General features: G+C 54.0%; 21 protein-coding genes. 5 read left to right on the top strand and 16 right to left on the bottom strand.

Going from position 1 to position 21801, the window contains the following annotated elements:
- Positions 1-26: 26 nt before the first annotated feature.
- From J0A68_RS16950 to J0A68_RS16935, 4 genes are all read right to left on the bottom strand, one after another.
- A complete protein-coding gene (locus J0A68_RS16950) occupies positions 27-2360 on the bottom strand; it encodes a zinc-dependent metalloprotease (protein ID WP_317195127.1) in 2334 nt (777 codons plus the stop codon).
- A gap of 146 nt (positions 2361-2506) precedes the next feature.
- Positions 2507-4507: a ComEA family DNA-binding protein gene (locus J0A68_RS16945; protein ID WP_236025645.1), complete on the bottom strand. Its 2001-nt coding sequence runs from the start codon at positions 4505-4507 to the stop codon at positions 2507-2509.
- An 80-nt stretch (positions 4508-4587) separates the two neighbouring features.
- Entirely contained in the window at positions 4588-5409 is an 822-nt protein-coding gene (locus J0A68_RS16940; protein WP_206579421.1) for a PorV/PorQ family protein, read from the bottom strand.
- A 70-nt stretch (positions 5410-5479) separates the two neighbouring features.
- Complete coding sequence (locus tag J0A68_RS16935) at positions 5480-6925, bottom strand: POTRA domain-containing protein (protein WP_317195126.1); 1446 nt, start codon at positions 6923-6925, stop codon at positions 5480-5482.
- Positions 6926-6999: 74 nt separating this feature from the next.
- On the opposite strand from J0A68_RS16935, the gene yidD reads away from it, so the two are divergent.
- Complete coding sequence (yidD, locus tag J0A68_RS16930) at positions 7000-7209, top strand: membrane protein insertion efficiency factor YidD (protein WP_206579420.1); 210 nt, start codon at positions 7000-7002, stop codon at positions 7207-7209.
- A gap of 7 nt (positions 7210-7216) precedes the next feature.
- Here yidD and J0A68_RS16925 read toward each other — a convergent pair whose 3' ends face one another.
- Genes J0A68_RS16925 through J0A68_RS16905 form a run of 5 tightly spaced genes read right to left on the bottom strand, consistent with a single transcriptional unit; the run spans position 7217 to position 12449 of the window.
- Positions 7217-8320, bottom strand: a complete 1104-nt coding sequence (locus J0A68_RS16925; RefSeq protein WP_206579419.1) for a prolipoprotein diacylglyceryl transferase — start codon at positions 8318-8320, stop codon at positions 7217-7219.
- A gap of 9 nt (positions 8321-8329) precedes the next feature.
- On the bottom strand, positions 8330-10168 hold the full coding sequence (nadE, locus tag J0A68_RS16920; RefSeq protein ID WP_206579418.1) for an NAD(+) synthase: 1839 nt from the start codon (positions 10166-10168) through the stop codon (positions 8330-8332).
- Between the two features lie 29 nt (positions 10169-10197).
- Positions 10198-10938, bottom strand: coding sequence for a ribonuclease III (rnc, locus tag J0A68_RS16915; RefSeq protein ID WP_438839574.1), 741 nt, complete (start codon positions 10936-10938; stop codon positions 10198-10200).
- Positions 10939-10942: 4 nt separating this feature from the next.
- Positions 10943-12193 carry a beta-ketoacyl-ACP synthase II gene (gene fabF, locus J0A68_RS16910; protein WP_206579417.1) on the bottom strand — a complete coding sequence of 417 codons (1251 nt, stop codon included), beginning with the start codon at positions 12191-12193 and terminating at the stop codon, positions 10943-10945.
- A 19-nt stretch (positions 12194-12212) separates the two neighbouring features.
- On the bottom strand, positions 12213-12449 hold the full coding sequence (locus J0A68_RS16905) for an acyl carrier protein (RefSeq protein ID WP_026950184.1): 237 nt from the start codon (positions 12447-12449) through the stop codon (positions 12213-12215).
- Positions 12450-12601: 152 nt separating this feature from the next.
- Here J0A68_RS16905 and J0A68_RS16900 point away from each other — a divergent pair, with 152 nt between their 5' ends.
- The 3 genes from J0A68_RS16900 to J0A68_RS16890 all read left to right on the top strand — a co-directional run bounded on the left by J0A68_RS16900 (position 12602) and on the right by J0A68_RS16890 (position 15562).
- Positions 12602-13030 carry an IPExxxVDY family protein gene (locus tag J0A68_RS16900; protein WP_206579416.1) on the top strand — a complete coding sequence of 143 codons (429 nt, stop codon included), beginning with the start codon at positions 12602-12604 and terminating at the stop codon, positions 13028-13030.
- Between the two features lie 7 nt (positions 13031-13037).
- Positions 13038-14468, top strand: coding sequence for a pyruvate kinase (gene pyk / locus J0A68_RS16895; protein WP_206579415.1), 1431 nt, complete (start codon positions 13038-13040; stop codon positions 14466-14468).
- A 122-nt stretch (positions 14469-14590) separates the two neighbouring features.
- Positions 14591-15562 carry a fasciclin domain-containing protein gene (locus J0A68_RS16890; RefSeq protein ID WP_206579414.1) on the top strand — a complete coding sequence of 324 codons (972 nt, stop codon included), beginning with the start codon at positions 14591-14593 and terminating at the stop codon, positions 15560-15562.
- 145 nt (positions 15563-15707) lie between these two features.
- On the opposite strand, the gene J0A68_RS16885 is transcribed toward J0A68_RS16890, so the two are convergent.
- From J0A68_RS16885 to J0A68_RS16865, 5 genes are read right to left on the bottom strand one after another with little or no spacing between them, the layout of a single operon-like run.
- Positions 15708-17291: an NFACT RNA binding domain-containing protein gene (locus J0A68_RS16885; protein ID WP_206579413.1), complete on the bottom strand. Its 1584-nt coding sequence runs from the start codon at positions 17289-17291 to the stop codon at positions 15708-15710.
- Complete coding sequence (locus J0A68_RS16880; RefSeq protein ID WP_206579412.1) at positions 17291-18055, bottom strand: MBL fold metallo-hydrolase; 765 nt, start codon at positions 18053-18055, stop codon at positions 17291-17293. Before J0A68_RS16880 ends, J0A68_RS16885 begins: the two co-directional genes overlap by 1 nt.
- Positions 18052-18330: a hypothetical protein gene (locus J0A68_RS16875; RefSeq protein WP_206579411.1), complete on the bottom strand. Its 279-nt coding sequence runs from the start codon at positions 18328-18330 to the stop codon at positions 18052-18054. Before J0A68_RS16875 ends, J0A68_RS16880 begins: the two co-directional genes overlap by 4 nt.
- Positions 18330-18707, bottom strand: a complete 378-nt coding sequence (locus J0A68_RS16870; protein ID WP_206579410.1) for a response regulator — start codon at positions 18705-18707, stop codon at positions 18330-18332. Before J0A68_RS16870 ends, J0A68_RS16875 begins: the two co-directional genes overlap by 1 nt.
- A complete protein-coding gene (locus tag J0A68_RS16865) occupies positions 18704-19456 on the bottom strand; it encodes a response regulator (protein WP_206579409.1) in 753 nt (250 codons plus the stop codon). The genes J0A68_RS16870 and J0A68_RS16865 overlap by 4 nt, the downstream gene beginning before the upstream one ends.
- A 132-nt stretch (positions 19457-19588) precedes the next feature.
- Between J0A68_RS16865 and miaA the strand changes: the two genes are divergently transcribed.
- Positions 19589-20497 carry a tRNA (adenosine(37)-N6)-dimethylallyltransferase MiaA gene (gene miaA / locus J0A68_RS16860; RefSeq protein ID WP_206579408.1) on the top strand — a complete coding sequence of 303 codons (909 nt, stop codon included), beginning with the start codon at positions 19589-19591 and terminating at the stop codon, positions 20495-20497.
- Here miaA and J0A68_RS16855 read toward each other — a convergent pair.
- Both J0A68_RS16855 and pfkA read right to left on the bottom strand, forming a co-directional pair.
- Positions 20485-20820 (bottom strand): hypothetical protein, encoded by a 336-nt coding sequence (locus tag J0A68_RS16855; RefSeq protein ID WP_206579407.1) that lies wholly within the window; start codon positions 20818-20820, stop codon positions 20485-20487. The two genes, miaA and J0A68_RS16855, sit on opposite strands and share 13 nt — an antisense overlap.
- Positions 20821-20829: 9 nt before the next feature.
- A complete protein-coding gene (pfkA, locus tag J0A68_RS16850; RefSeq protein ID WP_206579406.1) occupies positions 20830-21795 on the bottom strand; it encodes a 6-phosphofructokinase in 966 nt (321 codons plus the stop codon).
- Positions 21796-21801 lie beyond the last annotated feature (6 nt).

Here is a 21801-nt window from a genome sequence, read left to right as displayed (position 1 = left end):
AGCAGTCCGAGACGGCCGTTTCCTTCTTAGAATTCAAAATCGCAGCTCATCGCTTCCGCTCCGATGGGGGCTCCATCCGGAATGCTCAACTGCTGCTGGGCCGGCCACTCTTCCGGCAGGTCAAGGAAGGCCTCGATCTTGTCGTGCAGGTATTCGCGGTGGGCTAGGAGCGCACCGCTGCCGGTGGTCATGTCGCTGATCTTTTCGAGCTGCATTCTGGTGATAGCCCGGACGGTTTGGGAAGCGTTGGAGCTTTTTGAAAGAGCGATCAGGTGGTCGGTGAATTTGGCCTCGGTCATCAGTTTGATTTCGTCCTTCAATCCGCCGGGCAGGGTGTTGGAAAAGAGCTGTGCGGTGACCTTGTCCAACAAATCCTGATAGCCCGGCAAGGATTTGTCCTGAAGCTTTTGCAAATAGACCCTGTTCACGCGGCCGCTTTCCAGCAGGAATCCAAAGGTCGCGTCGACGATGGTCTCCGCCGGAGCGATCGGGTCAAAGGTAGGGCCAGTGCGCGAGGAAAAGGTCTCGCGGTTTCGGCCGTAGCCATAGGGACGCGGGGGGATCAGTGCCAGGATGTGGGAGGGGACTTCCAGCTGTGCGGGAGAGAGGGTATTCATCAGCGCGGCAAGCGCGTCGTTTTGGTCTTTTGCTGGGACAGGCTTCTGGCTAGACTGGTTGTCGCCCTTGATCTTATAGGTGTAGTCCAGTCCGCCGATCAGCTTGGAGGTAGCCTCCAGCTGGTAGCGGTGCATGAGGTAGAGCGGCACAAAGACCTCTTCCAACAGGGCCTGCGGATCTCCGGATTGGATGGCATTCAGGCCAAAGCTCTTCATTCTATTGGCACGAAGCTCCAGCATGCGGTTTAGCTCTGCGGAGGCAGAAGCGCCATTGTCCCAAAGGTGGGATCGGGGATGCACGCCGCTCGGGTTTCTGGAGTCGGAGTCGGTGATGAATTCAAAGCCGGCGGCATAGGTGTCTTCCAGGGTTTTGGTCAGGAACTCGCCCTCACTTTGTCCAGGAGCTGGAGTGCCGTAGCCATATTTGATAGCCCACTTGTCCCATTCACCGATTTTCAGGTCGTAAGCTTTGCTGAAGTCGAGCTCGCCGTCAGCGCCCTCGGTGATCAGCGGATGGGGATAGTCCATCACTGAGGAGCGGCCGTTTGGAGAGGTGGCGTAGCTGTGGGCCACGCCGAGCGTGTGGCCGATTTCGTGTGCGGAGAGCTGCTTCAGGCGATCTAGCGCTAGTTGCATTGCTCTGGGGTCGGCTGGCTTGCCGTCTTCGAAGGGCTGCAACAGGCCCAGCGCGATGAGGTAGTCCTGTCTCACCCGGAGCGAACCCAAGGAAACGTGCCCCTTTAGGATCTCGCCGGTTCTTGGGTCGCGGACGCTGGAGCCATAGGACCAGCCTCGGGTAGAGCGGTGTACCCACTGGATCACGTTGTTTCGCACGTCCATGAGATCCATCCCTTCCGGAGCAAGTTCTACTCTAAAGGCATCCTTGAAGCCCGCCGCTTCAAATGCCTGCGCCCACCAGTTGCCACCCTCGATCAGCGCCGAAGCGACAGGCTCGGGCGTGCCCCGGTCAAGGTAATAGACGATGGGTTCGACGACTTCCGACACAGCGGCTGTCGGGTCTTTTTTCTCCAGTCTGTGTCTGGAGATGAAGCGCTTCACCAAGGGCTGGTCGATGGGGGTAGTGTAGTCCTGATAGCTGATGGAGAAGAATCCCCCGCGCGGATCAAACTCCCGCTTGGCGTACAGGTCGGGCAGCTGGATGAACGAGTGCCTCATGCGCACGCTCACAGCCTCGGGAGTGGGAGTCACCGAGCGGAGATTGCCTCCTGCTCCGGTGCCCGTGAGCGTAATGGTGGCTTCCACCTCGGTGTTTTCGGGGAAGTTTTTGGTCATGGGGAAGTACAGTCCCGAGCGGCTGGCATCGACGCGATAGCTGCCCTGACGGGATCGGGTCAGGGTCTCGCCGACGCCATGGGCATCTTGGAGGTAAAAGTTGGTCGCGTCCACGATCAGCTTGTCGCCGTCCTTTTGGGCGATTTCAAAGCCCCAGAGGATAGACTCCGCAAAGGCGTCTTGGATGGACTTGGCCTCGTAGGGATTGTCGGTGAAGGCACGGAAGCCGAGGTTTTTGTGGACGAGGAAGACCTTGTTGCCGGTCTTGCGGAATTCCACCACGCGGTCGTCACCCAGCTGCCCACGGTCCAGTCCGATGTCGTTTGACCCGACACCGGCGGTGAGGGAGTTAACGTAGAGGAATTCCTGGTCCAGATTGGCGATTTCGAGGTAGATTTTGCCTTTTTCCTCATCGAGGTAAAAAGGCACAAATCCCTCCTTTTTGCTCATTTTGCTCAGATCGAGGTTTTGACAGAAACCCGAAAAAGCGGAAAGCATCAAAAAACAGAGTAGGTAAAGTGGTTTTTTCATAGGGTATTTTTGCTTTGCCACAAATTATCAAAAAGCAAAGGCAGTCCCACGCCACTAATGGAATTTCACCGAAGAAAATACCGCAGCATGAGCGCGGTGTCGGTTTGGTGGGGCAATTCGATGGTTTGGAGCCCACTGCTGATGGACTCCCGGTCGGTATAGGCCGTGCGGGCAAAGCGCAGGTAAGCCGTGAGTTTGGGCGTGATTTGATACTGTCCGAGTAGGTAATAGCGCATGCCCTGCCCATAAAAGGCCGGGAGGGAAAAAGTCCATAGTACGTTGTTTTCGAAGGCATAGAGGCGATTGTCATAGTCCTCCGCATCAAAGAGCGCCACCCTCCCCGTGAGTCGCCATTTCTCCTGGCCATACTGCACATCCTGGAGCATCATAAATCCGTGGCTGGTCCTCTCCAAGATCTCCACGCGGCTGATCAGGATGCGGGAGCGAATGAAGAGGTTTCTGGAAAGCTGGTTTTCCAGGCTGAGCAGACCATTGAGCTTTTTCACGGGGTGGACGAGGTAGGGCAATGCCGGCTCGCCCGAGTCGCTGAGATTGCGGTCTTTTTCCTCCTGCCTGACTTGGACGAAAGCCACCAAGGTCCTTCGCGGCTGATAGCTGAGGCGGGCTAGCCATTCATAGCCAGCCGAGGGCGCATAGACCCGGTACCCGAGCCATGGGAATTTGAAGAAGTCGTAGTAGGCATTGATTTTCCAGCGTTTGTCAGGGACCACTTGGACACCCATATAGACGCCCTGCTCGTTGATCGGGCGGGTATTTTCGGCAAAGCCCGAGGCGTAAAAGCTGTGGAAGTCCCGGTCGTATTTTCGCCAAAGCAAGGAGAAATCCACCTGCTTGCCGAGGCTGCTGACGAAGCCCAAGACCGTGCCACTACCCCCACTTTTGGCCAAAGCCGACTCGCCAAAGAGCAGGAAGTTTTTCCAGTTGTAGTTGAAATAGAGGCTGGAGACCAGATTGCTTTGCCCGGCAAACTCAAACTGGTTGTACACTTCCGGAGAGCGGATCCACGGTCGGTCAAAGTGGGTGTAGAGGGAATTGATCCCGGTCTGGAATCTGCCGGAAGGATGGGCGTACTGCAGGTTTGCCCCAAGGCTCGATTCCCGGATCTGGTTTTTGGTGGCGAGTTCGCTCGGTGTACGATGCAGCCCAGATTGGTTGAAGGAGCTGATGCTTTCCCGCTCGTCTTCGCTGGCGACAGCCGCACGTCCATCCCGTGGGGCATGGGAGGCGAGGAGCGAGGCTTGCCAATTTTTGAACTGCCTCGTAGCCGCAATGCCCCGGAAGAACCCAAACTCCATCGCGGCTGTGTAAGGAAGAATGCCGATGCTGCTGCGGCGTACGGTGGGGACGGTCTCGGCGCCTTTGCCCAGGGTGTAGCCCGCCCCGAAGACCAGTCCCTGCCCAAAGGAGGCTTGGTAATCTCCCGCCGTGAGGGTCTTCCACCTGCCGACGTAGTAGCGGGTGAAGTGGAAAGAGAGGAAGTTGAACCCATAGCGCGCGGTCTTGCCGTCCCAGGCAAACTGCTCCCCGGCGTCCTTGTCCAGGGTGATTCCCATGCTGAAGTCCCGCGCATGCTGGATGCGAAAGCGCAGATAGACCGTGTTGGGATCGCCGAGGTAGCGGCTGGACACTGTACCCGTGCTGCTGGTGTCCGCCGGACTGAAGCCCCGACGCTTTTCCCAAGTACGCTGGTGGCGCAGCAGGAAGTAGGCCTGTTCTTCCTCTTTTACCCGCTGCCAAAAGGGCTTGCTTTTCAAGCCAGAGTCTCCCAGGCTCACAAAGGGGAGCAATCGCTCGATGGTGGGCAGGTCAAAGTCCGGCACGGCTTGGAGCTCGTAGAGGGACAGCAGCGGGCCGAAGCGACGTCGGTAGGCGATCAGCTCACTGACCTGAGTGGGATTGAGTAGGTAAGTGGCCTGCAGCACTTCGGCATCGGCGCGGTTGATGTCGATGGGGTTGAGGTAGAGCTGAAAGAGCACCTCATAGATCGCCTCATAGTCTATGTCCTCCTCCTGAATGGGAAAAAGTCGCTCGATGAAGGTCTCCATATCAATGGGGGGCCGAGGCGGATTTTGGGAGAAAACCCAAAAGGGCAGCAAGGTCGCCAAAAGTAGTCCGAACCTCGCTTTCATTTTTCCGCCAGCTTCATCGAAAGACTGAGATGGTGGCTCGGGCCTAGCGCCGAGTTTTGGGCATAGGCATAGTCGAAGCCGAATTGCTCCCTTCTCATTCCCAAACCGAATGTGAGGCGGCTGGGATGGCTGCTGACACCTGTTCGGAGCAGAATCCATTCCCTTAGCCGATATTCAAGGCCCGTTTTGAAGACAGGATCGGACTCGATGTCCTTTTCCAGCTCCATCAGGATTCGAAGCGACTCCGCAGGCAGGTAGCTCAGTCCCAGCTGGATCGCCGTGGGCAGCCTTTGTTCGCTGTTTTGGCTGACTTTGGCTCGGTTTAAGTTCGAAAGGTTTGCTCCCAAAAAGAACTTTGGCCCCAGCTCGGCCACACCTCCGAGAGAGAAAAGGAAGGCGTGTCCATTGCCAAATCCCTCGATCTGGGTCTGGAACCAGTCGATTTTGGCGCCTATGCTGACTATTCCCAGTGTATTCGAAAAGCCAATGCCGAGGAGCTGCTGGTTGAAAAGTTTTCCCCCGAAGCGCGAAACACCCAAGCCAAAGGTGCCGAAATCTTTTTTCCAGGCCAGCGCGAGTCCCACCGTGCTGAGCTCCGACAGGCCATAGCGATGGTCAAATCCTGCCGAGATCTCGGTTTCTTCCAGCCTGTCGAGCACCCCGACATTGTTGAAGTAGCTCCAGGCATCGGGCAGAAAGACCTTGGCATTGCCCATGCCTTGGGCCCGGGCTCCCTGGGCTTGGGTCAGCGGGTCGGTTTGGGCGAAGCCCAAACTTGCCAAGAGGATACAGAAGCACGTGAAAAATAGCTGCTTCATCACTTTCGGGGGAAAAAAATACCGAAAGTAATTTAGTTAAAAATCGAAATTAAGTAAAGAGGGTTTTTCGCTAAAACGGCGCCCGGAAATTGAAGAAGAAATTGCCCTCGCCTTGGTTGTTGAGCGAGTATTCGAAGCGGAGCACCATGTCGTAGATCGCCACCACGTCCACTCCAGCTCCGTAGCCGAAGAGGTACTTGTTGGTCAGTCTGGCGTTTTCCGGAATATTGTTTCTGTCGGTCACGCTGCCGTGGTCGAAGTTTCCGCTCAAATAGACCTTAAAGGGCACCGTGCTAAACTGCTCCAGGGGCATGAATCTCGAGATGTCAAAGGATAGGTCTACCAGCTTGTAGCGGAGGCTGTTTTTCTGAACGTAGAGCTGCTGGCCCTCGATCACATTCAGCTCGTAGCCACGGATGAAATTGGGGGAATAGCCAATCCCACGGACCAAAGTGTAAGGCTGCTGGGGACTCAGAAACCACACCCCGGTCAGTCCGGCGGCGTAATGGAAGCGATCGCTGAGCGTGAAATACTTGTTGGCGACCAGGTTCAGCTCGACTTCGTCGAGGTCCTTGGTATAGAAGATCCCGTATTTGGTAGCCGTGAACTGGAGCAGTTCGCCCTTGGTGGCGTAGGCGGCCACGTTGCGGTTGTCGTGCCGGAAGGAATATTGGAGGTAGGCGTATTTCAGCTCGTTGTCGCCATGCTGGAAGTATTCGGGATTTTCTACCAGGACATCGGGGCTTACCCAGGTTTTGTTGTATCCCAAGGTGACAAAGTGATAGTTGTAGAAGGTCCTCCTATAGCTGTACCGGATGGCGGTGGCAAAGTTTTTCCTCAGCACGCTTTCTGTCTCATTGGTGTAGAACACCTGGCGGTTTTCGGCAGAGCGGATCGGGATGGTTTTCTGGTCGGCATAGGTCAGCTGTACGGCCAGACCGTGCTTTTGCTTCTTGTCGATGTAGGGCTTGGAGTAGAGGATGTCCAGGCCTTTGGTGAAGCCCAGCTGCCCGGAGAAGCGGAGCTTTTCGTTTCTTCCGCCTACGTTGCTGTGGTTTATTTTTACGCCGTAGTTTACCCTCGACCAGTCTCTGCCTTGGTTGGTCCACCATTCGGAAAAGTTGCGGTCAGCCAGCTGAAAGATCACGGAGGGGATGACATACCAGCGCTCTTTGACCGAGATGAGGATTTCTACCTCCCGGTCATTCATGAAGAGCGGCGTGATCTCCACTTCGGTAAAAAGCCTCAGGTTGTAGATCTTTTGCTGGTCGGCCTTGATGATTCCCATGAAAGTGTCCCAGTCGTACACGAAGTCCGTGGTGAAGTCCAGCTCCCGGAGAATGATGCTTTTCTGGGTTTTCTCATTCCCGATGATGAAGATGTTGTTTACCTTGACGCTGTCGGGAGTGGAAGGGTTCACGGGGCTCAGGCTCGTGTCCTGCGCTTTGATCTCTCCAAGGCTCACCAGCAGGGCAATCAGGAAGGTGGTGAGTATGTATTTAAAAAGAGAAACCAAAGGAATTCTAATTGAGTAATTTTGGTTGCAACTCTGCATACCGATCCAAAAGGTAGGATAAAAGTTTGAAACCCATGAGAAAGTTGGCCATATTTCCTGTGTTGGTGTACCAGTACGTCATCTCGCCGCTCTTCCCGGCGAGCTGCAGATACACCCCCACTTGCAGCCAATACATGATCGAGTCCATCACCAAGCACGGGGTGATCAAGGGCGGTTGGCTGGGCCTGAAAAGAATATGCCGATGCCATCCATGGGGAGGGCACGGCCACGATCCGGTTCCTTAGTTCCGGATTAGATTTTCTCGGGCTTGATGCCTTTTTTCAACGCCATACCCACCAGCACGACGCCGATCACCACCAGCGGCACGCTGAGCAGTTGCCCCATGTTGAACTGCATGGACTGCTCAAAGTCCACCTGGACTTCCTTCCAAAACTCCCACACGAAGCGCATCCCGAACACCGAAATCAGAAACAATCCCAACAAAAGGCCGTCGGGTAGCCTGGATTTGTATTTGGCCCAAAGCGCAAACAGAATCAGGAAAATCACAAAATAGGAAAGGGACTCGTAGATCTGCGTAGGATATTTGGCTCGGCCGAAGGTCTTCACAGTCACCAGGTAGGAGTCGGGCTGCTCGATGATCTCAAAGTTGAGCGGGGATTCGACCGGCTCGGCGAGGTATTCCTTGGAGGATCGGAACTGGGTCAGGGCATATTTGATGTCCCGCTCCAGGATATTGCCCAGGTCTTCCTTGGAGAAGCTGCCCTTGGCGATCTTGATGTCAAAGTTTACCGGTACGATGCCGTTGCCTTGCAGCTCCGCATTTCGGTCTTCGGGCTTATATGCGTCGATGGACTCCAGTGGCACTTTCAGCGTTTCCAGGATTTCTTCCGCATCGCGGGCAAAGACAAATCCGCTGTCCGAACCGGTGTCTTTTCCGCCAATCTCTGAGTTCATCAGGTTGCCAAAGCGGATCAAGGCTCCAGTCATGGCAGTCACGATCACGATGCGGTCCACCACCCAGAGGTAGCTTTGTCCTGGAGTTCTTTTGGAATAGAGCCAAAGCGCAAACAGAATGGCAATGGCCGCGCCGTGGGAGGCCAATCCGCCCTCCCAGACTTTCAGGATTTCGATCGGGTCGCTGAGGTATTTTTCCGGCTCGTAAAAAAGCACGTGTCCCAGCCTCGCACCGATGATGGTGGCCAAGACCATGTAGATCGTCAGCTTGTCGACGAGGGTCTCGTCTTGCCCTTCCTTTCTGAAAAAGTAAACCATAAACTGCTGGGAGATGATGAAGCCCAGCGCGAAAAGCAGGCTGTACCATCTGAGTCTGTCAAAACCGGCAAAAACCGCCTGGTTTGGATCCCAGACTACGTAGTTCAGAAAAGATTCAAGCATAATGTCGGATTAGAGGTGATCTAGTTGTTCGAGTTCTTCGGCAAAGCCTCCGGAAAGGATGGGGAAGCGGTACCAGGTTTTGGGATCGACGTTGAATTCATCCAGATGAAAGGAGGGAGCCAATCGCTCGCGCTTCCACTGGTTTCGTGACCAAAGTCGGAAGAATTTTTTGATATAGTCCTTGAGAACGGATTCGTCGAGGGGAAGTTCTTCTTTCAAAATCAGAAAAACGTCCATAGGAGAGCGTCTGTCGCGGATGGCCAGCTTCTCGATCTCGACGATCACCGAGTAGGGCATGAGGTCCTTTTCGTCCGTCTGGGTGCGCTCCAGCGGCCGTAGCTCAGCAGTAGGAGTCAGGGAATTGACGTAGGAGAGGCCTGGGCGGTCTAGGTTTTGCTCCGCCCACTGCAGCCAGTGCAGGATAAAGTGCTTGTCCACCGCGGCGATGGGGGAGATGCTGCCACTGGTATCCCCGTCCATGGTCGCGTAGCCCACGTCTCCCTCGCTTCGGTTGGAAGTGGAGAGCAGCAGGGCATTGTTCAGATTGGCGAGCATCCAGATGATCGGCGAGCGGGAACGGGCCTGGATATTCTGGAGCGTGATGTCATCTTGCTCCCAGGTGAGCTTTCGCCCGATGGCAGCTTCGATCTTGGAGGTGTAGGACTTGACTTCTTCGTCGATGGTCCAGGAGTGGAATCTTGCGCCGATGCTTTCGGCCAAGGCCTTCGCCGAGTTGAAGGTGTCCTCCGACGAATTTTTGGTGCCTTGATAGGCTGTGGTCAGTAGCTGGCCGACGAGCTCTTTTTCGGGATTTTCGCTTTGGGGAGAAAAGGCGATGCCGAGCTTTTCCACAAAAGTCTTCACTCCCAATTCCGCCATTCCCCGCCTGACCATCTCCGCGACGAGCACGGCGATGGTGGAGGAGTCTGCCCCACCGGACAGCGAAAGGACAAAGCCCTTGCTGCGGCTTTTTCGCAGGTAGTCAAAGAGGCCGAGTGCCGATGCCTGCACAAATTCCCATTCCTTGGCCTGCATGGGAGTGAGGCCTTGGGCCTTTTCTTCCAAATCAAAAGCCAAGAGCTGAAAGTCCTGGAAGGAGAGCAGTTGGTTTCGGGCGAGCAGCTTGCCCGCTTTTCCCAGCAAGATCTCCCCGTCGAAGATCATCCTGCCGGCCTCGTTGCCCAGCAGATTGACATAGCAATAGTAGGTGCCGAAAGTCTCCGAGCTAAACTCGATGAGTTCCTTGCGCTCGGCAGATTTGCCCATGGCAAAGTGCGAGGCGCTGGGGTTGAAGATCAGATCGACCTTGCGTTCGCAGAGACGATAGCCGGGACGCTCTTTTCCCCGCCAGGCATCTTCGCAGATCTCAAACCCGTAGTGGATGTCCTTGTGGTGGAAGGTCAGGTCTCCAAAGGGCACCTCTTTTCCCAAAAAGTCAAAGGCTATGACCTCGCCAGCGGCCCAAGGGGTAAACCAACGGAATTCGTAGTGTACGCCGTCTATGGCTAGAAACTGCTTGGCGACGAAGCCCTTCAGCTCGGCGTCTTCGATGACGGCCACCGTATTGTAGACTTTTTCCTGGATTCGCACAGGCAGGCCCACCGCCACGGTGATGCCGCTGCAGTGCGGGATCAGTTTCTCGAGCTGGCTGAGGGCTTTTTTGGGATACCAATAGCTGAGAAAGAGGTCCTCGGAGCCGTAGCCGGTGATGGCCAGCTCGGGGAAGCAGAGGATTTCTACCTGTTGGTTTTTGGCTTGCGCGACGGCACGGATGATCCGGTCCAGGTTTCCTTCCCAGTCCAGTGGGGTTTGGTTGACAGTTGCTCCGGCGATTTTGATGGCAGCCATGTTGGTGGTGGGATGGTGCAAAAACGGGTTTAAACGGCGATGTTCAGGATTTCGCAGGCGTTTTTGGAGGCTTCCTGTTCGGCCTTCTTTTTGGTGCCTCCCTTGCCCTCGGCGACGGATTCGCCGTCGACACTCAGCTCGACAACAAATTCCTTGAAGCGTTGGTTTCCGTGTACGCGCAGGACTTTAAACTCCACCGTTTTGGACTCTCGTTGGGACCACTCGATGATTTTGCTTTTGTAGTTGCTTACGGTGCTGATCATCTCTTCCACGTTCATGTGGAGGAGGATGCGCTTCAGGATGAGCTGCTGCGCAAACCTGTAGCCGCGATCCAGATACACCGCACCGACGAAGGCTTCGAGGATGTCCCCAAATAGCGACTTGTTGCCGATAAACTGACGGCTGCTGATCACCTGTTCGAGCGTGTTTTTGAGGCCGATCTTGATTCCGATCTCGTTGAGTGTCTCACGGTTGACCAGCTTGGAGCGAGTCTCGGTGAGGAATCCTTCGTCCCGGTAGGGGAATTTCTGGAACAGGTGCTCCGCGATGACTGCGCCCAGTACGGCGTCCCCCAAAAACTCCAGCCGTTCGTTGGAGATCTTGAAGCCTTTGGAGGTCTCCTCGCCCAAGCCGGAAGGGGTGAGGGCCAGACGGTAGAGGGACAAATTTAAAGGCTTGCGCCCAGTGATCATCTTGATCGAGGATGCAAGCCTTTTGTCTTTTGCGCTAAAGAAAAGAGTGTGGATTCCGAGTCTCTTGAAGAGGTTCACTCTATCAGTTGTATTTTTTGAAGATGACAGAACAGTTGTGTCCGCCAAATCCAAAGGTATTGCTTAGTGCATAGTTGATTTCCCGCTCCTGGGCCTTGTTGAAGGTCAGGTTGAGTCCTGGATCAAACGCTTCGTCGTCGGTGAAGTGGTTGATCGTCGGCGGTACCAGGCTGTTGTTGATGGCGAGGATGGATGCAATAGCCTCTACAGCCCCAGCTGCACCCAGCAAGTGGCCAGTCATGGACTTGGTACTGCTGATGTTCATTTTGTAGGCATGTTCTCCAAAGATTTTTTGGATGGCTTTGATCTCTCCCACGTCTCCAAGCGGAGTGGAGGTACCGTGCACATTGATGTAATCAATTGCTTCTGGCTGCAGACCTGCGTCTTCCAGCGTGATTTTCATGACGTTGCTGGCCCCGAGTCCGTCAGGATGGGGGGCAGTGATGTGGTAGGCATCGGCGGTCATACCGCCACCTACGATTTCGGCGTAGATTTTTGCCCCTCTCGCTTTCGCATGCTCCAGCTCCTCCAAGATCAAGGCACCGGCACCTTCTCCGAGGACAAAACCATCCCGGTCTTTGTCGAAAGGACGGGAGGCCGTCTCAGGCGAATCGTTTCGCTGGGAAAGCGCCTTCATCGCGTTGAATCCTCCTATGCCTGCTTCGGTCACTGCTGCCTCGGAGCCGCCGCTGATGAAGATGTCAGCCTTGCCCAATCGGATGTAGTTGAATGCATCGATGATGGCGTTGGTGGCTGAAGCACAGGCCGAAACGGTGACGAAGTTAGGGCCTCTGAAACCGTACTTGATGGAGATGAATCCCGCGGCGATGTCCGCGATCATCTTGGGAATGAAGAAGGGGTTGAATCTTGGGGTGCCGTCGCCTTTGGCGAAGTCAGTTACTTCCTCCTGAAATGTCCTGAGTCCCCCGATTCCGGATCCCCAGATCACGCCGGAGCGGGATTTGTCGAGGGAGTCGAGGTCAAGGCCTGAGTCAAGGACGGCCTGCTCGGCCGTGATCATGGCGTATTGGGTGAATGCGTCCATTTTTCTAGCCTCTTTCCTGTCCATAAACTGGTCGAGGTCTAGATTCTTGACTTCGCAGGCGAATTGAGTCTTGAAAAGTGAAGCGTCGAAGCGGGTAATAGGCGCAGCGCCACTCACACCAGTAATCAACCCTTTCCAGAATTCATCTGTGGTGTTTCCTATGGGTGTGAGGGCACCTAAACCCGTTACAACAACTCTTTTTAAATTCATAAAATGAATTTACTGGTTCTTATTTTACGTTTGCCTCTAGGTATGTGATTGCTTGGCCAACAGTACCAATTTGTTCAGCCTGGTCGTCAGGGATGGAAATGTTGAATTCTTTTTCGAACTCCATAATCAATTCCACAGTGTCCAGAGAGTCAGCTCCCAGGTCGTTGGTGAAGCTAGCTTCCATAGTCACTTCAGACTCTTCTACGCCCAGTTTGTCAACAATGATGGCCTTTACTTTTTGTGCAATTTCAGACATTTTGTGATCAGTTTAGTTAATAACACTCCGCAAAGAAATATATTTAAAAGCTAATTGGCAAAGAAATGCCCGAAGTAAATTTTTAAGTAAAAGCCCCGTTCGTCCCGCTCAATTTTAATTTCTAACTTTGCCCTGATCACGATTCTTCCTCAATGAAGAAGACCAAATTATTCATAGAACCCGCTTTTGATTTTGAGCTTATTGGGCTTGTTTCCCCGGTCAAGGATTACAAGATGGCTTGGCTGATCAATCGGGATTTGGATTTGGATCTGGTCCGGTCGGAGGATCTGAAAATAGAGTTTCTGTCCTCGCCCCAACTGGAAATCTCCCAATATTTCCTTTCTTTACCGCACGGTTACATCCAGCTGTTGAAAAACAAAGCCATCAATACCTCGCAGCAATTGGCCTACCTGATCCCCGAATTGCGAAATTTGGACTACTTTCTTTTGGTGCAAGACCAAACACAACAAGTCAGTATTGCTACCTTTGTCGATCACCTCGCCAAAAATCCCTTCATCCAGACTGCCGTGAGGTTGGATGTTTCAAAATTAAAATCGAAAGAAAACCTATTAACGTATTAATGACCCGATGAGCCATCTGCCTGTTAAAAAAACGAAAATTCTGGCTACCATAGGCCCTGCCTCAAACAACTACGAAATGATCAAAAGCCTGGCTATGGCCGGGGCTAACGTCTTCCGACTCAACTTTTCGCACGGAAGCCACGCAGTACACCAGGAAGTGGTGCAGATCATCCGAAAAGTAAATGCCGAGCTTGGTTGCCACCTGGGGATTCTCCAGGATCTCCAAGGCCCGAAAATCCGGGTAGGTGAAGTGGAAAACAACGGCGTGGAGATCAAGCCCGGCGATCCTATCACCATCACCAATGACCCAGTCGTAGGTACCGCCACACTCGTAAGCACTGTATATCAAAACCTTCCCCAAGACGTGGTGCCGGGAGACCGTATCCTCATCGACGATGGCAACCTAGAAGTGGTGGTCAACAGCACCGATGGCAAAAACGTCAACGCGACGGTCATCCACGGGGGCATCCTCAAGTCCAGAAAAGGCATCAACCTGCCCAATACCAAGGTGTCCGCTCCCTCCCTGACCGAGAAGGACATCGAGGACCTTCAGTTTGGACTGGAGCAGGACGTGGACTGGATCGCGCTTTCCTTTGTCAGATCCGCGGAGGACATCGTGGACCTGAGAAACAGAATCCAAGCAGCAGGCAAGGAGTGTAAAATCGTGGCGAAGATCGAAAAGCCAGAGGCTTTGGAGAATATCGACGCGATCATCGAAGCTACCGATGCCATCATGGTCGCCCGTGGTGACCTCGGCGTGGAGGTGCCTCAAGAGATCGTACCCCTGTGGCAAAAAAGAATGGTGGAAAAATGCAAGCTGGCCTGCAAGCCGGTCATCATCGCTACCCAGATGATGGAGAGCATGATCACCAATCCCCGACCTACCCGTGCGGAAACCAACGACGTGGGCAATGCCGTACTGGACGGAGCCGATGCCGTGATGCTCTCCGCAGAGACCGCATCTGGCAAATATCCCGTAAACGCGGTGAAGGCGATGACCAGCATCATCACCTATCTCGAAGCCAATGCCGAGATCTACCACAACCTCTACAAAATCCAGGAAGACGAGCAGACCTTCCTGAGTGACAACCTGATCCTGATGGCCGCGAGACTTTCCCGCAACGTGAAAGCCAAGGCGATCGTCGGTATCACCTCCTCAGGCTTCACCGGTTTTAGGCTGTCCTCGCACCGTCCCTTGGCAAACATATTCGTGTTTACTCGCAACCAAAAACTGCTGACCCAGATGTCACTGGTGTGGGGAGTGAGAGCCTACCACTACAGCAGCCAAGTCTCCACGGATGCGACTTTTGAAGATATCCAGAATACGCTGAAAGCCGACAGCCACGTGAGCGCCGGCGACATCATCATCAACACGGCGAGCATGCCGCTGAAAGAAAAAGGCAGAACCAACATGCTGAAAATCCACATTGTAGAGTGATAGGAAGCTTTATCAGAAACTAATAGAAATGGGAGATTGATCAATCTCCCATTTTTTTTGTGGCAGGCCAAACAAAATGTTTAACAATATGTTATAAACATTAAACAAAAACTACTACTACAATGATCAAGGTACCAAAGTTATTCCTCACGATGTTCCTGCTTTTTGCATTCGTCTCATGCGATGACTCGGATGAGAAGCCGGTAGACAATCCTCCTTTGACAGAAGCCGCCGCAGAGGCGGGTCTGACCACGCTACTCAGTGCTGTAGACGCCGTGCCCGGTTTGGGAGCGACGCTGCAGTCCCAGACAGCCATTACGGTTTTCGCTCCTTCCAACGCTGCCTTTGAGGCCGCTCTGGATGCTTTTGGCGCAGATGACCTCGGACAGCTGGTCAAAAAGATCGGCGGTGAGGAAAATTTGCAGACTGTACTCGGATTTCATGTAGTCCCGGCCGTTGCTTTTTCTAGGGATTTGGCTCCCTCAAATACCTTCACGACGCTCGCTGGACAGGATCTGACGGTCAACGTCAACGGTTCGGCGGTGACTGTGACCGATGCCATGGGGAATACGGCTAACGTGATCGCAGCAGATGTAGCGATTGATAATGGCGTCGTGCACGTGATCGATGGGGTTCTCCTGCCGGAGCTGGATCGCCCTACCATTGTAGAGGCCGCTACCGAGGCACAGCTTACGGTGCTGCTTGACGCGGTGAACGCTGCGGGCTTGGGACAGACGCTTCTGGATGCCGAAGCCGTTACCGTTTTCGCCCCTACTAACGGTGCGTTTGCGGCGCTGCTGGCTGAGCTCAACCTCAATTCCCTGCAAGAGCTGGTCGACGCGGTCGGTTTGGAAGGGGTGCAGAAAGTGCTCGGTTTTCATGTGGTTCCGGCAGTGGCGTTCTCTTTTGACCTGAAAGAGGGTAGCCAAGTCGTGCCTACTCTAAGTGGCGAAAGCCTGACGGTAGTCCGTACCGGCAGTGATGTCACTGTGACCGATGTGAACGGCAATACCTATCGGGTCGTAGCTGCGGATGTCGCAGTGGACAATGGTGTGGTGCACGTCGTAGAGGGCGTTTTGCTTCCTACTTTGTAATTATCCGTGATAGTTTAGTGAGTTCGAAAGCCTGACCGACTCTGTGGTCAGGCTTTCTTTTTTCACCGGCAGGCTCTTTCTTGCCAAATCATATCCCTATGATCCTTTTGAGATCAGAAAAGCAGATTTTTTGGAGTCTGGGAAATTAGGATTTCATGGCGGCGGTCTCTTCATCGGGCCCGGCAGGCGGCACGAGGACCACCTTTTCCCTGTCCACCATCACCGAGCCGGGAGCGGAGCCTTTTACTTTTCTTACAAATTTCGCCTGGGTGTAGATCACGGGAGCCAGCGAGTCGGTCTTGAGCTTGGAGTAATAGGCAGCCAAACCCGCGGCCCTCTCCAAGACCGAGCTGGGGAGCGTCGTGATGCCTTTCATCCGGATCACCACGTGCGAGCCCGGTACTTGCCGTGCATGTAGCCACAGGTCGTCCTTGTGCACAAATCCCCGTAGCATTTCGTCGTTGTCCTTTGCAGACTTGCCCACCCAGATCGTGAATCCCTCAAACTCAAAAGTCTTGAAGGGGAGTCCGGTGGCTTCCTTGCTCAGGGCCTTGTCTTCCTTGTTGCTTTTCTTGTACTTTTTGAGGTCTCGAAACTCCCTGATCGCTTCGATCGCCTCCAGTTTCTGTTCCAGCTCGGCTTTGAGACGGAGTTTTGCCTCGATGGTTTTTTCGATCTGGTCTAGCTCGAGCTGTCGGTTTTTGGATTTTCTGTAGAGACCTTCGGCCAGTTGCTGGGGTTTCTGGTTGGGCTTTAGCTTTACTTGGACGGGCTTGCCGGTATAGAAGTCCAACAGTTGCGCTTCGGTTTTTCCCTCCCCAAACTCATGCAGATTGGCCATGATGACGTCGGCCAACTGGCTGGGAGGGGCGGCATTTTTGAGCTCGGACAGCTTGGCGGAGGATTTTTGGATGTAGGAGTCGGTCTTTTTTAGCTGATCCTGATAGCTGCGAAGGAGGCTGATTTTCTCCTTTTCAAAGCTGCCCTTGACAAGTGCGAGGTAGAAAAGCTCGTTGGTTGCCTGGATGGGGTCGGAAAGGGTTTTGGTGGCGTTTTCCTCAGGCAGTAGGCTGAGGTGGATCTCACCCTGCCTGTCCACAAGTGCGTACAGGGGACTGTCCAGCAGATCCAGCAAGTCCTGCATGAGCTGCCATTTCTCGGTCAGAGATGCCTCGGGATAGCCCCTTTCCTTGAGCCAAGCGCGGGGAATGGCCCCGAGTGTGGGAAGAAATTGCGAGGCATTGCCGTCCAAATCGGCAAAGCGCTCTTCGCCCAGGTCAAGGGGATTTTCGAGGCTGGTCCAGTCCAGTTCCCTGTCTTCCCGGATTTCATTTCGGAAAAGAAGGGATGGGAGCAGCTCGTCTTTTTGATACAGCAGCACGTTGCTTCGGTTGCCATGGAGCTTAAACACGAGTTTTTTCCCCGACCCCAAGTCAAAATAGAATGCACGCTCAAAGCGGAACGCGCCGCACTTCACGATGAGGTCGCCCACCAGCTCGGCAAAAAGGTCTATGCTGTTTCTCTTGGCGCGGTGAAACTGGGCCGGGAAGGCCAGGAAAACCTGTGGCGGCAGCAAGTGTGCACGGATGAAGCTATTTTCCTCCGGGCCTTCGGTCTCCAGGATCAGTTCGTCTTTGCTTTGAGAAAAACAGGAAACAATACGGCTTCCCTGGAAGCGCTGGTGCAGCGCCGGGGCAAGGAATCTGAGAAAATGGTAATTGAGATGCATCAGCCCAAAGTTAACTCCAGCCCGTCATAGGCCAAGGCTATCCCCTCGGGAAGTTGGGCATCGATCTGGGCGTGGAGTCCGAGCCGATGGGAAATGTGCGTGAAGTAGGTCTGTTTGGCGCCGATCTTCCTGGCTACCTGCACAGCCTCCTCCAGGGTGAAGTGGGAGATGTGCGGGTCGATCTGGAGGGCGTTGAGCACGAGGGTTTCGGTGCCTTCCAGCAGGTTCATGGACTCTTCCGGGATGAAATTGGCATCGGTGATGTAGCTGAAATCTCCGATCCGAAAGCCGAAGACCGGCAGCTTGTAGTGCAAGACGGGGATCGGTGTGATCTGCAGGCCCTGCACGTGAAAGGTGTTTTCATTGATCTCCACCTGCTCCACCTGCGGTACCCCAGGGTACTTTTTGGGACTGAAGATGTAGGCATATTCGCGCTGGATCTGTTCGAGGACATTCTTTCTGCCAAAGACGGGCATGTCCTTTTTCTGGGAAAAATTGAAGGGGCGAATGTCGTCCAGGCCGGCCGTGTGGTCTTTGTGCTCGTGGGTGAAGAGCACGGCATCGAGCTTTTTGATCCCGGCACGGAGCATCTGCATCCTAAAGTCCGGCCCGGTGTCGATCACCAGGGATACTCCTTCGGCCTCGATGTGGATGGAGGTGCGGAATCTCTTGTCCCGAAAATCCAGCGACTGGCATACCAGGCACTCACACCCGATCACGGGAACGCCTTGGGAAGTGCCGGTTCCGAGGAAGTTGACTTTCAAAACTTCAGGGAGGGTTGTCGGAGATCGCTTAGGAAGTCCTGGTTGCTTTTTTCCTTGAAGTCCTTGGGGTGAAAGTTCAGCTCGTTGATGATGTCCACCAGGGCGTTGATTTTTCCTTCCAGGGGAAAGTATTTGTTGACGATGACGATCTTGGTGTCTTTGAGTACACAGTAGCCGGACTTGAAGTTGCCCTTTTCGTACCGCAGGACGTACTCTGAGGCGGCGAAGAGGTTTTCCATTTTATCCAAAAAATGCTTGGTGTACTTGACTGCCATTAGCTGAGGAATTTTTTGACGGTGGCCAGGACCTTGTCGTAGTTGAGGGGCTTTTGGATGAAGTCGTCAAAGCCAAACTTACGGAATTCCTCGGGGGTGTAGTTGTGGATGTTTCCGCTGATGGCGATGATCGGCAGCTTGCTGATTGCCTGGTCCTCCGAGGCCCGTATCTGTCGGGTGCACTCGATCCCATCCATCACCGGCATGCTGATATCCATCAGGATCAGGTCAAATTTCTCCTTGTCCAGCAGATCCAGTACCTGTTTGCCGTTTCGGGCCGCCTTCATTTTGTAATTCTCAAAGGCCAGGACGTTTTTGGTCAGGTTGATGATGATGGAACTATCCTCGCCAACGAGGATGTTTTTTTGGTCGCTCATGTGCCAAAAATAGGTTCTTGCCTCAAAAAATCACGGAATTGCCGGATTTCATTTTTTAATTTTTTCAATGCCTGATCAAATTCGGAGTCTTTTTCAAATTTGCCGCACTCTTCGGCCTTTAGCGCGCTGTGAAAGATGGCCATGGCACCCAGTGTGCCCGAGTTCCCCTTGAGTGTGTGGATTTTTTCCAAGACCTCGCTTTTGGCTGCCGTCAGGGGAAGGGCGTCGATGAGGGCTTCGGCTTCCCCGCACTCGGCCAGGAAGTCCTCCAAGATCTTTCGGATAGCATCCTGGGAATTGTATTTGAGGAGTTGGCCAAGGATGTTTTGGTCGAGCATTTCCGCTGCCACTTGGGCCTTGCCATTCGGCGTTTCGATGGCCGAGGGGACTTTCAGATAGAACTTCACCAGCTGGAGAAACTCCCGGGGTCGGATGGGCTTGGTGATGAAGTCGTCAAAGCCCTCCTCCAGAAAACTCCCCCGGTCTGACTCTTCGGCATAGGCGGTGACGGCCAAGATCGGACAGGCTTGCGAGGTTTCCTGTCGGATTTTTTTCATGGCGGTGATGCCGTCCATCAGGGGCATCTGGATATCCATCAGGATGAGCTGGAAATCCTCCTTCTGGGCCAATTCCAGCGCCTCAAGGCCGTTTTTGGCAGACAGAAACGAAAATTGCTGCCCGATCAGGTTTTCAAAAAGTTTCCTGTTCAGATCGTTGTCGTCTACGATCAATACCTTTTTGCTTTTCATCTGCTTAGGATTGACTTTTGGCGGTCGGATAGAGTCTTGCCTGATCGGTTGTGTCCTTTCTGCGTGGTATTTTTGCTAAGCTCGGTTTCATCGCATTCTTTTGGGCTTTTGGATTACTAAAAATTGAAAACTTTGGCGGTAGAAAAAAATCTAATTCTGGTGGTCGGCCCGACTGCGGTAGGCAAGACCGACCTGTGTCTGAAATTGGCCCGAAAGTTTGCCACCGAAATCGTCTCCTGCGACAGCCGCCAGTTTTACCGGGAGCTGAATCTGGGCACCGCCAAGCCCAGCCAATGGGAACTAGACCAGGCTCCCCACCATCTGATCAACTCACTTTCGATTACCGAAGAATACGACGTAAAGCGCTTCGAAAAAGATGCGCTTGAGGCATTGGGCTCCATTTTTTCAAGGCATTCGACAGCCATCATGACCGGAGGGTCGGGGCTTTTTGCAGATGCGGTCACCCAGGGGCTTGATGACATGCCCGAGCTGGAGGCGGAAGTCAGGGAGGGAGTGATCTCAGACTACGAAAAGAAGGGTTTGGAATGGCTACAGGCAGAGGTGGCCCATGCCGATCCGGAGTACTATTCCCAGGTGGACAGGCAAAACCCCCAGAGGCTGATGCGGGCGCTGGAGGTTTTTCGGGGGACGGGGCAAAAGTTCAGCAGCTTTAGGCAAAAGAAGAAAACGGTCCGGCCATTCAAGGTGATCAAGGTTGGCTTGGAGCGGGAGCGGGAGGAGCTCTACGAGCGCATCGACCGGCGCATGGACCAGATGGTTGCGCAGGGGCTTTTTGAGGAGGCGGAGTCACTGTTTGGCATGCGCCACCTCAACGCCCTGCAGACGGTGGGCTACTCGGAGATCTTCGGCTACCTGGAGGGCAGCTACGACCGGGAGGAAGCCGTCCGTCTGCTAAAGCGGAATTCGAGGAGGTATGCCAAGCGGCAGCTGACCTGGTTTAGGCGGGATCCGGAGATCCGTTGGTTTCACCCCGACCAGGTCGAGGAGATATTGGACTGGGTAGCGGCTCAGATCGGCTGAAACCCGCTCAGCTTGGCCACCCAGTTGTAGGGGGCTTTTTTGATCAGGGCGTTGTACTGGTGCTGGTTGATCTTCATCTGGCGGATGGCTTCTAGGCTTTTTTTGGACACTTTGTTTTCGGGGTTTGTCCTTTTGAGATTTTCCAACACCGTGTCGGGGTCTGCGATTTCGCCGAGGAGAAAACCGATTTCCGGGTGGCTGAGGCTGAGTTTGGACAGGAGCTCACGCTGTAGGTTGAGCTTGCGCTGCATGGTGTTTTTCACGGTCAGGAAAAAAAGCAGGCAAGCTCCGCCCATGGTCAAAAACAAAGGAATAAATCCCATAAGGTGTAGTTAGATACGTAAGATGTCCAAAAGTGAAAGGTGGTCTGGGTGGAGGGGCTTATGCTGTCCAATGCATTCTGAGAAAGGGGTGTAGACCAGTTCGTTGTTGATCACGCCGGACATACAGCCGGTCTCGCCGGCCAGCAGACCCCGTACGGCACCCATGCCGCATCGGGCTCCCAACACGCGGTCGCGTGCTGTGGGTGCACCGCCCCGCTGGATATGTCCCAGGGTGGTGACTTTGAAGTCTTTGGTGTCGTCCTTGATTTTTTCCTTGACCAGCTGCATGATCACCTCAGCATTACCCAGCTCGTCACCCTCAGCCACCACGATGATGCTAGAGGCCTTGGGCTCCCGCAGGGATTTCACGACGGCATTCAGATCGGTCTGGGTCTCCGGTACCATGACAAACTCCGCCCCGCCACCAATGCCGGACTCGATGGCGATGAAGCCCGCGTCGCGCCCCATCACTTCCACAAAGAAGATGCGGTCATGCGCCGCTGCCGTATCCCGGATCTTGTCAATGGCGTCCAGTGCGGTGTTGACCGCAGTGTCAAAGCCAATCGTATAGTCAGTGCCATAGATGTCGTTGTCGATGGTGCCGGGGCAGCCTACCGTGGGGATGCCAAACTCCTCATGAAAGACCTTGGCTCCCGTGAAAGTCCCGTCTCCGCCTATCGCTACCAGCCCTTCGATTCCCAGTGTCACCAGGTTGTCGTAGGCTTTTTTCCTTCCCTCGGGGGTTTTGAACTCCATGGACCGGGCGGATTTCAGTATGGTGCCGCCTCGCTGCACGATATTGCTCACGGAGCTCGATTTCATCAGCTTGATATCCCCCTCGATCATCCCCTCGTAGCCCCTGTTGATCCCATATACTTCCAGGCCCTCATAGATCCCGGTACGGACTACGGAGCGGATGCAGGCATTCATTCCCGGAGAATCCCCGCCTGATGTGAAAACGGCTATTTTTTTCATATTTAT

The sequence above is a fragment of the Algoriphagus oliviformis genome (genome assembly GCF_017254915.1).
Lineage (GTDB): Bacteria > Bacteroidota > Bacteroidia > Cytophagales > Cyclobacteriaceae > Algoriphagus > Algoriphagus oliviformis.
This window is presented reverse-complemented; position numbering and strand designations above follow the sequence as displayed.

Coding starts and splice junctions, on each gene's coding strand:
- J0A68_RS16925 (WP_206579419.1), bottom strand. CDS start 8,320: ATGCTTGAATCTTTTCTGAACTACGTAGTCTGGGATCCAAACCAGGCG.
- nadE (WP_206579418.1), bottom strand. CDS start 10,168: ATGGCTGCCATCAAAATCGCCGGAGCAACTGTCAACCAAACCCCACTG.
- pyk (WP_206579415.1), top strand. CDS start 13,038: ATGAGCCATCTGCCTGTTAAAAAAACGAAAATTCTGGCTACCATAGGC.
- fabF (WP_206579417.1), bottom strand. CDS start 12,193: ATGAATTTAAAAAGAGTTGTTGTAACGGGTTTAGGTGCCCTCACACCC.
- yidD (WP_206579420.1), top strand. CDS start 7,000: ATGAGAAAGTTGGCCATATTTCCTGTGTTGGTGTACCAGTACGTCATC.
- J0A68_RS16945 (WP_236025645.1), bottom strand. CDS start 4,507: ATGGAGACCTTCATCGAGCGACTTTTTCCCATTCAGGAGGAGGACATA.
- J0A68_RS16865 (WP_206579409.1), bottom strand. CDS start 19,456: ATGAAAAGCAAAAAGGTATTGATCGTAGACGACAACGATCTGAACAGG.
- J0A68_RS16855 (WP_206579407.1), bottom strand. CDS start 20,820: ATGGGATTTATTCCTTTGTTTTTGACCATGGGCGGAGCTTGCCTGCTT.
- J0A68_RS16950 (WP_317195127.1), bottom strand. CDS start 2,360: ATGAGCAAAAAGGAGGGATTTGTGCCTTTTTACCTCGATGAGGAAAAA.
- J0A68_RS16875 (WP_206579411.1), bottom strand. CDS start 18,330: ATGGCAGTCAAGTACACCAAGCATTTTTTGGATAAAATGGAAAACCTC.
- J0A68_RS16900 (WP_206579416.1), top strand. CDS start 12,602: ATGAAGAAGACCAAATTATTCATAGAACCCGCTTTTGATTTTGAGCTT.
- J0A68_RS16870 (WP_206579410.1), bottom strand. CDS start 18,707: ATGAGCGACCAAAAAAACATCCTCGTTGGCGAGGATAGTTCCATCATC.
- pfkA (WP_206579406.1), bottom strand. CDS start 21,795: ATGAAAAAAATAGCCGTTTTCACATCAGGCGGGGATTCTCCGGGAATG.
- J0A68_RS16885 (WP_206579413.1), bottom strand. CDS start 17,291: ATGCATCTCAATTACCATTTTCTCAGATTCCTTGCCCCGGCGCTGCAC.
- J0A68_RS16940 (WP_206579421.1), bottom strand. CDS start 5,409: ATGAAGCAGCTATTTTTCACGTGCTTCTGTATCCTCTTGGCAAGTTTG.
- J0A68_RS16890 (WP_206579414.1), top strand. CDS start 14,591: ATGATCAAGGTACCAAAGTTATTCCTCACGATGTTCCTGCTTTTTGCA.
- J0A68_RS16905 (WP_026950184.1), bottom strand. CDS start 12,449: ATGTCTGAAATTGCACAAAAAGTAAAGGCCATCATTGTTGACAAACTG.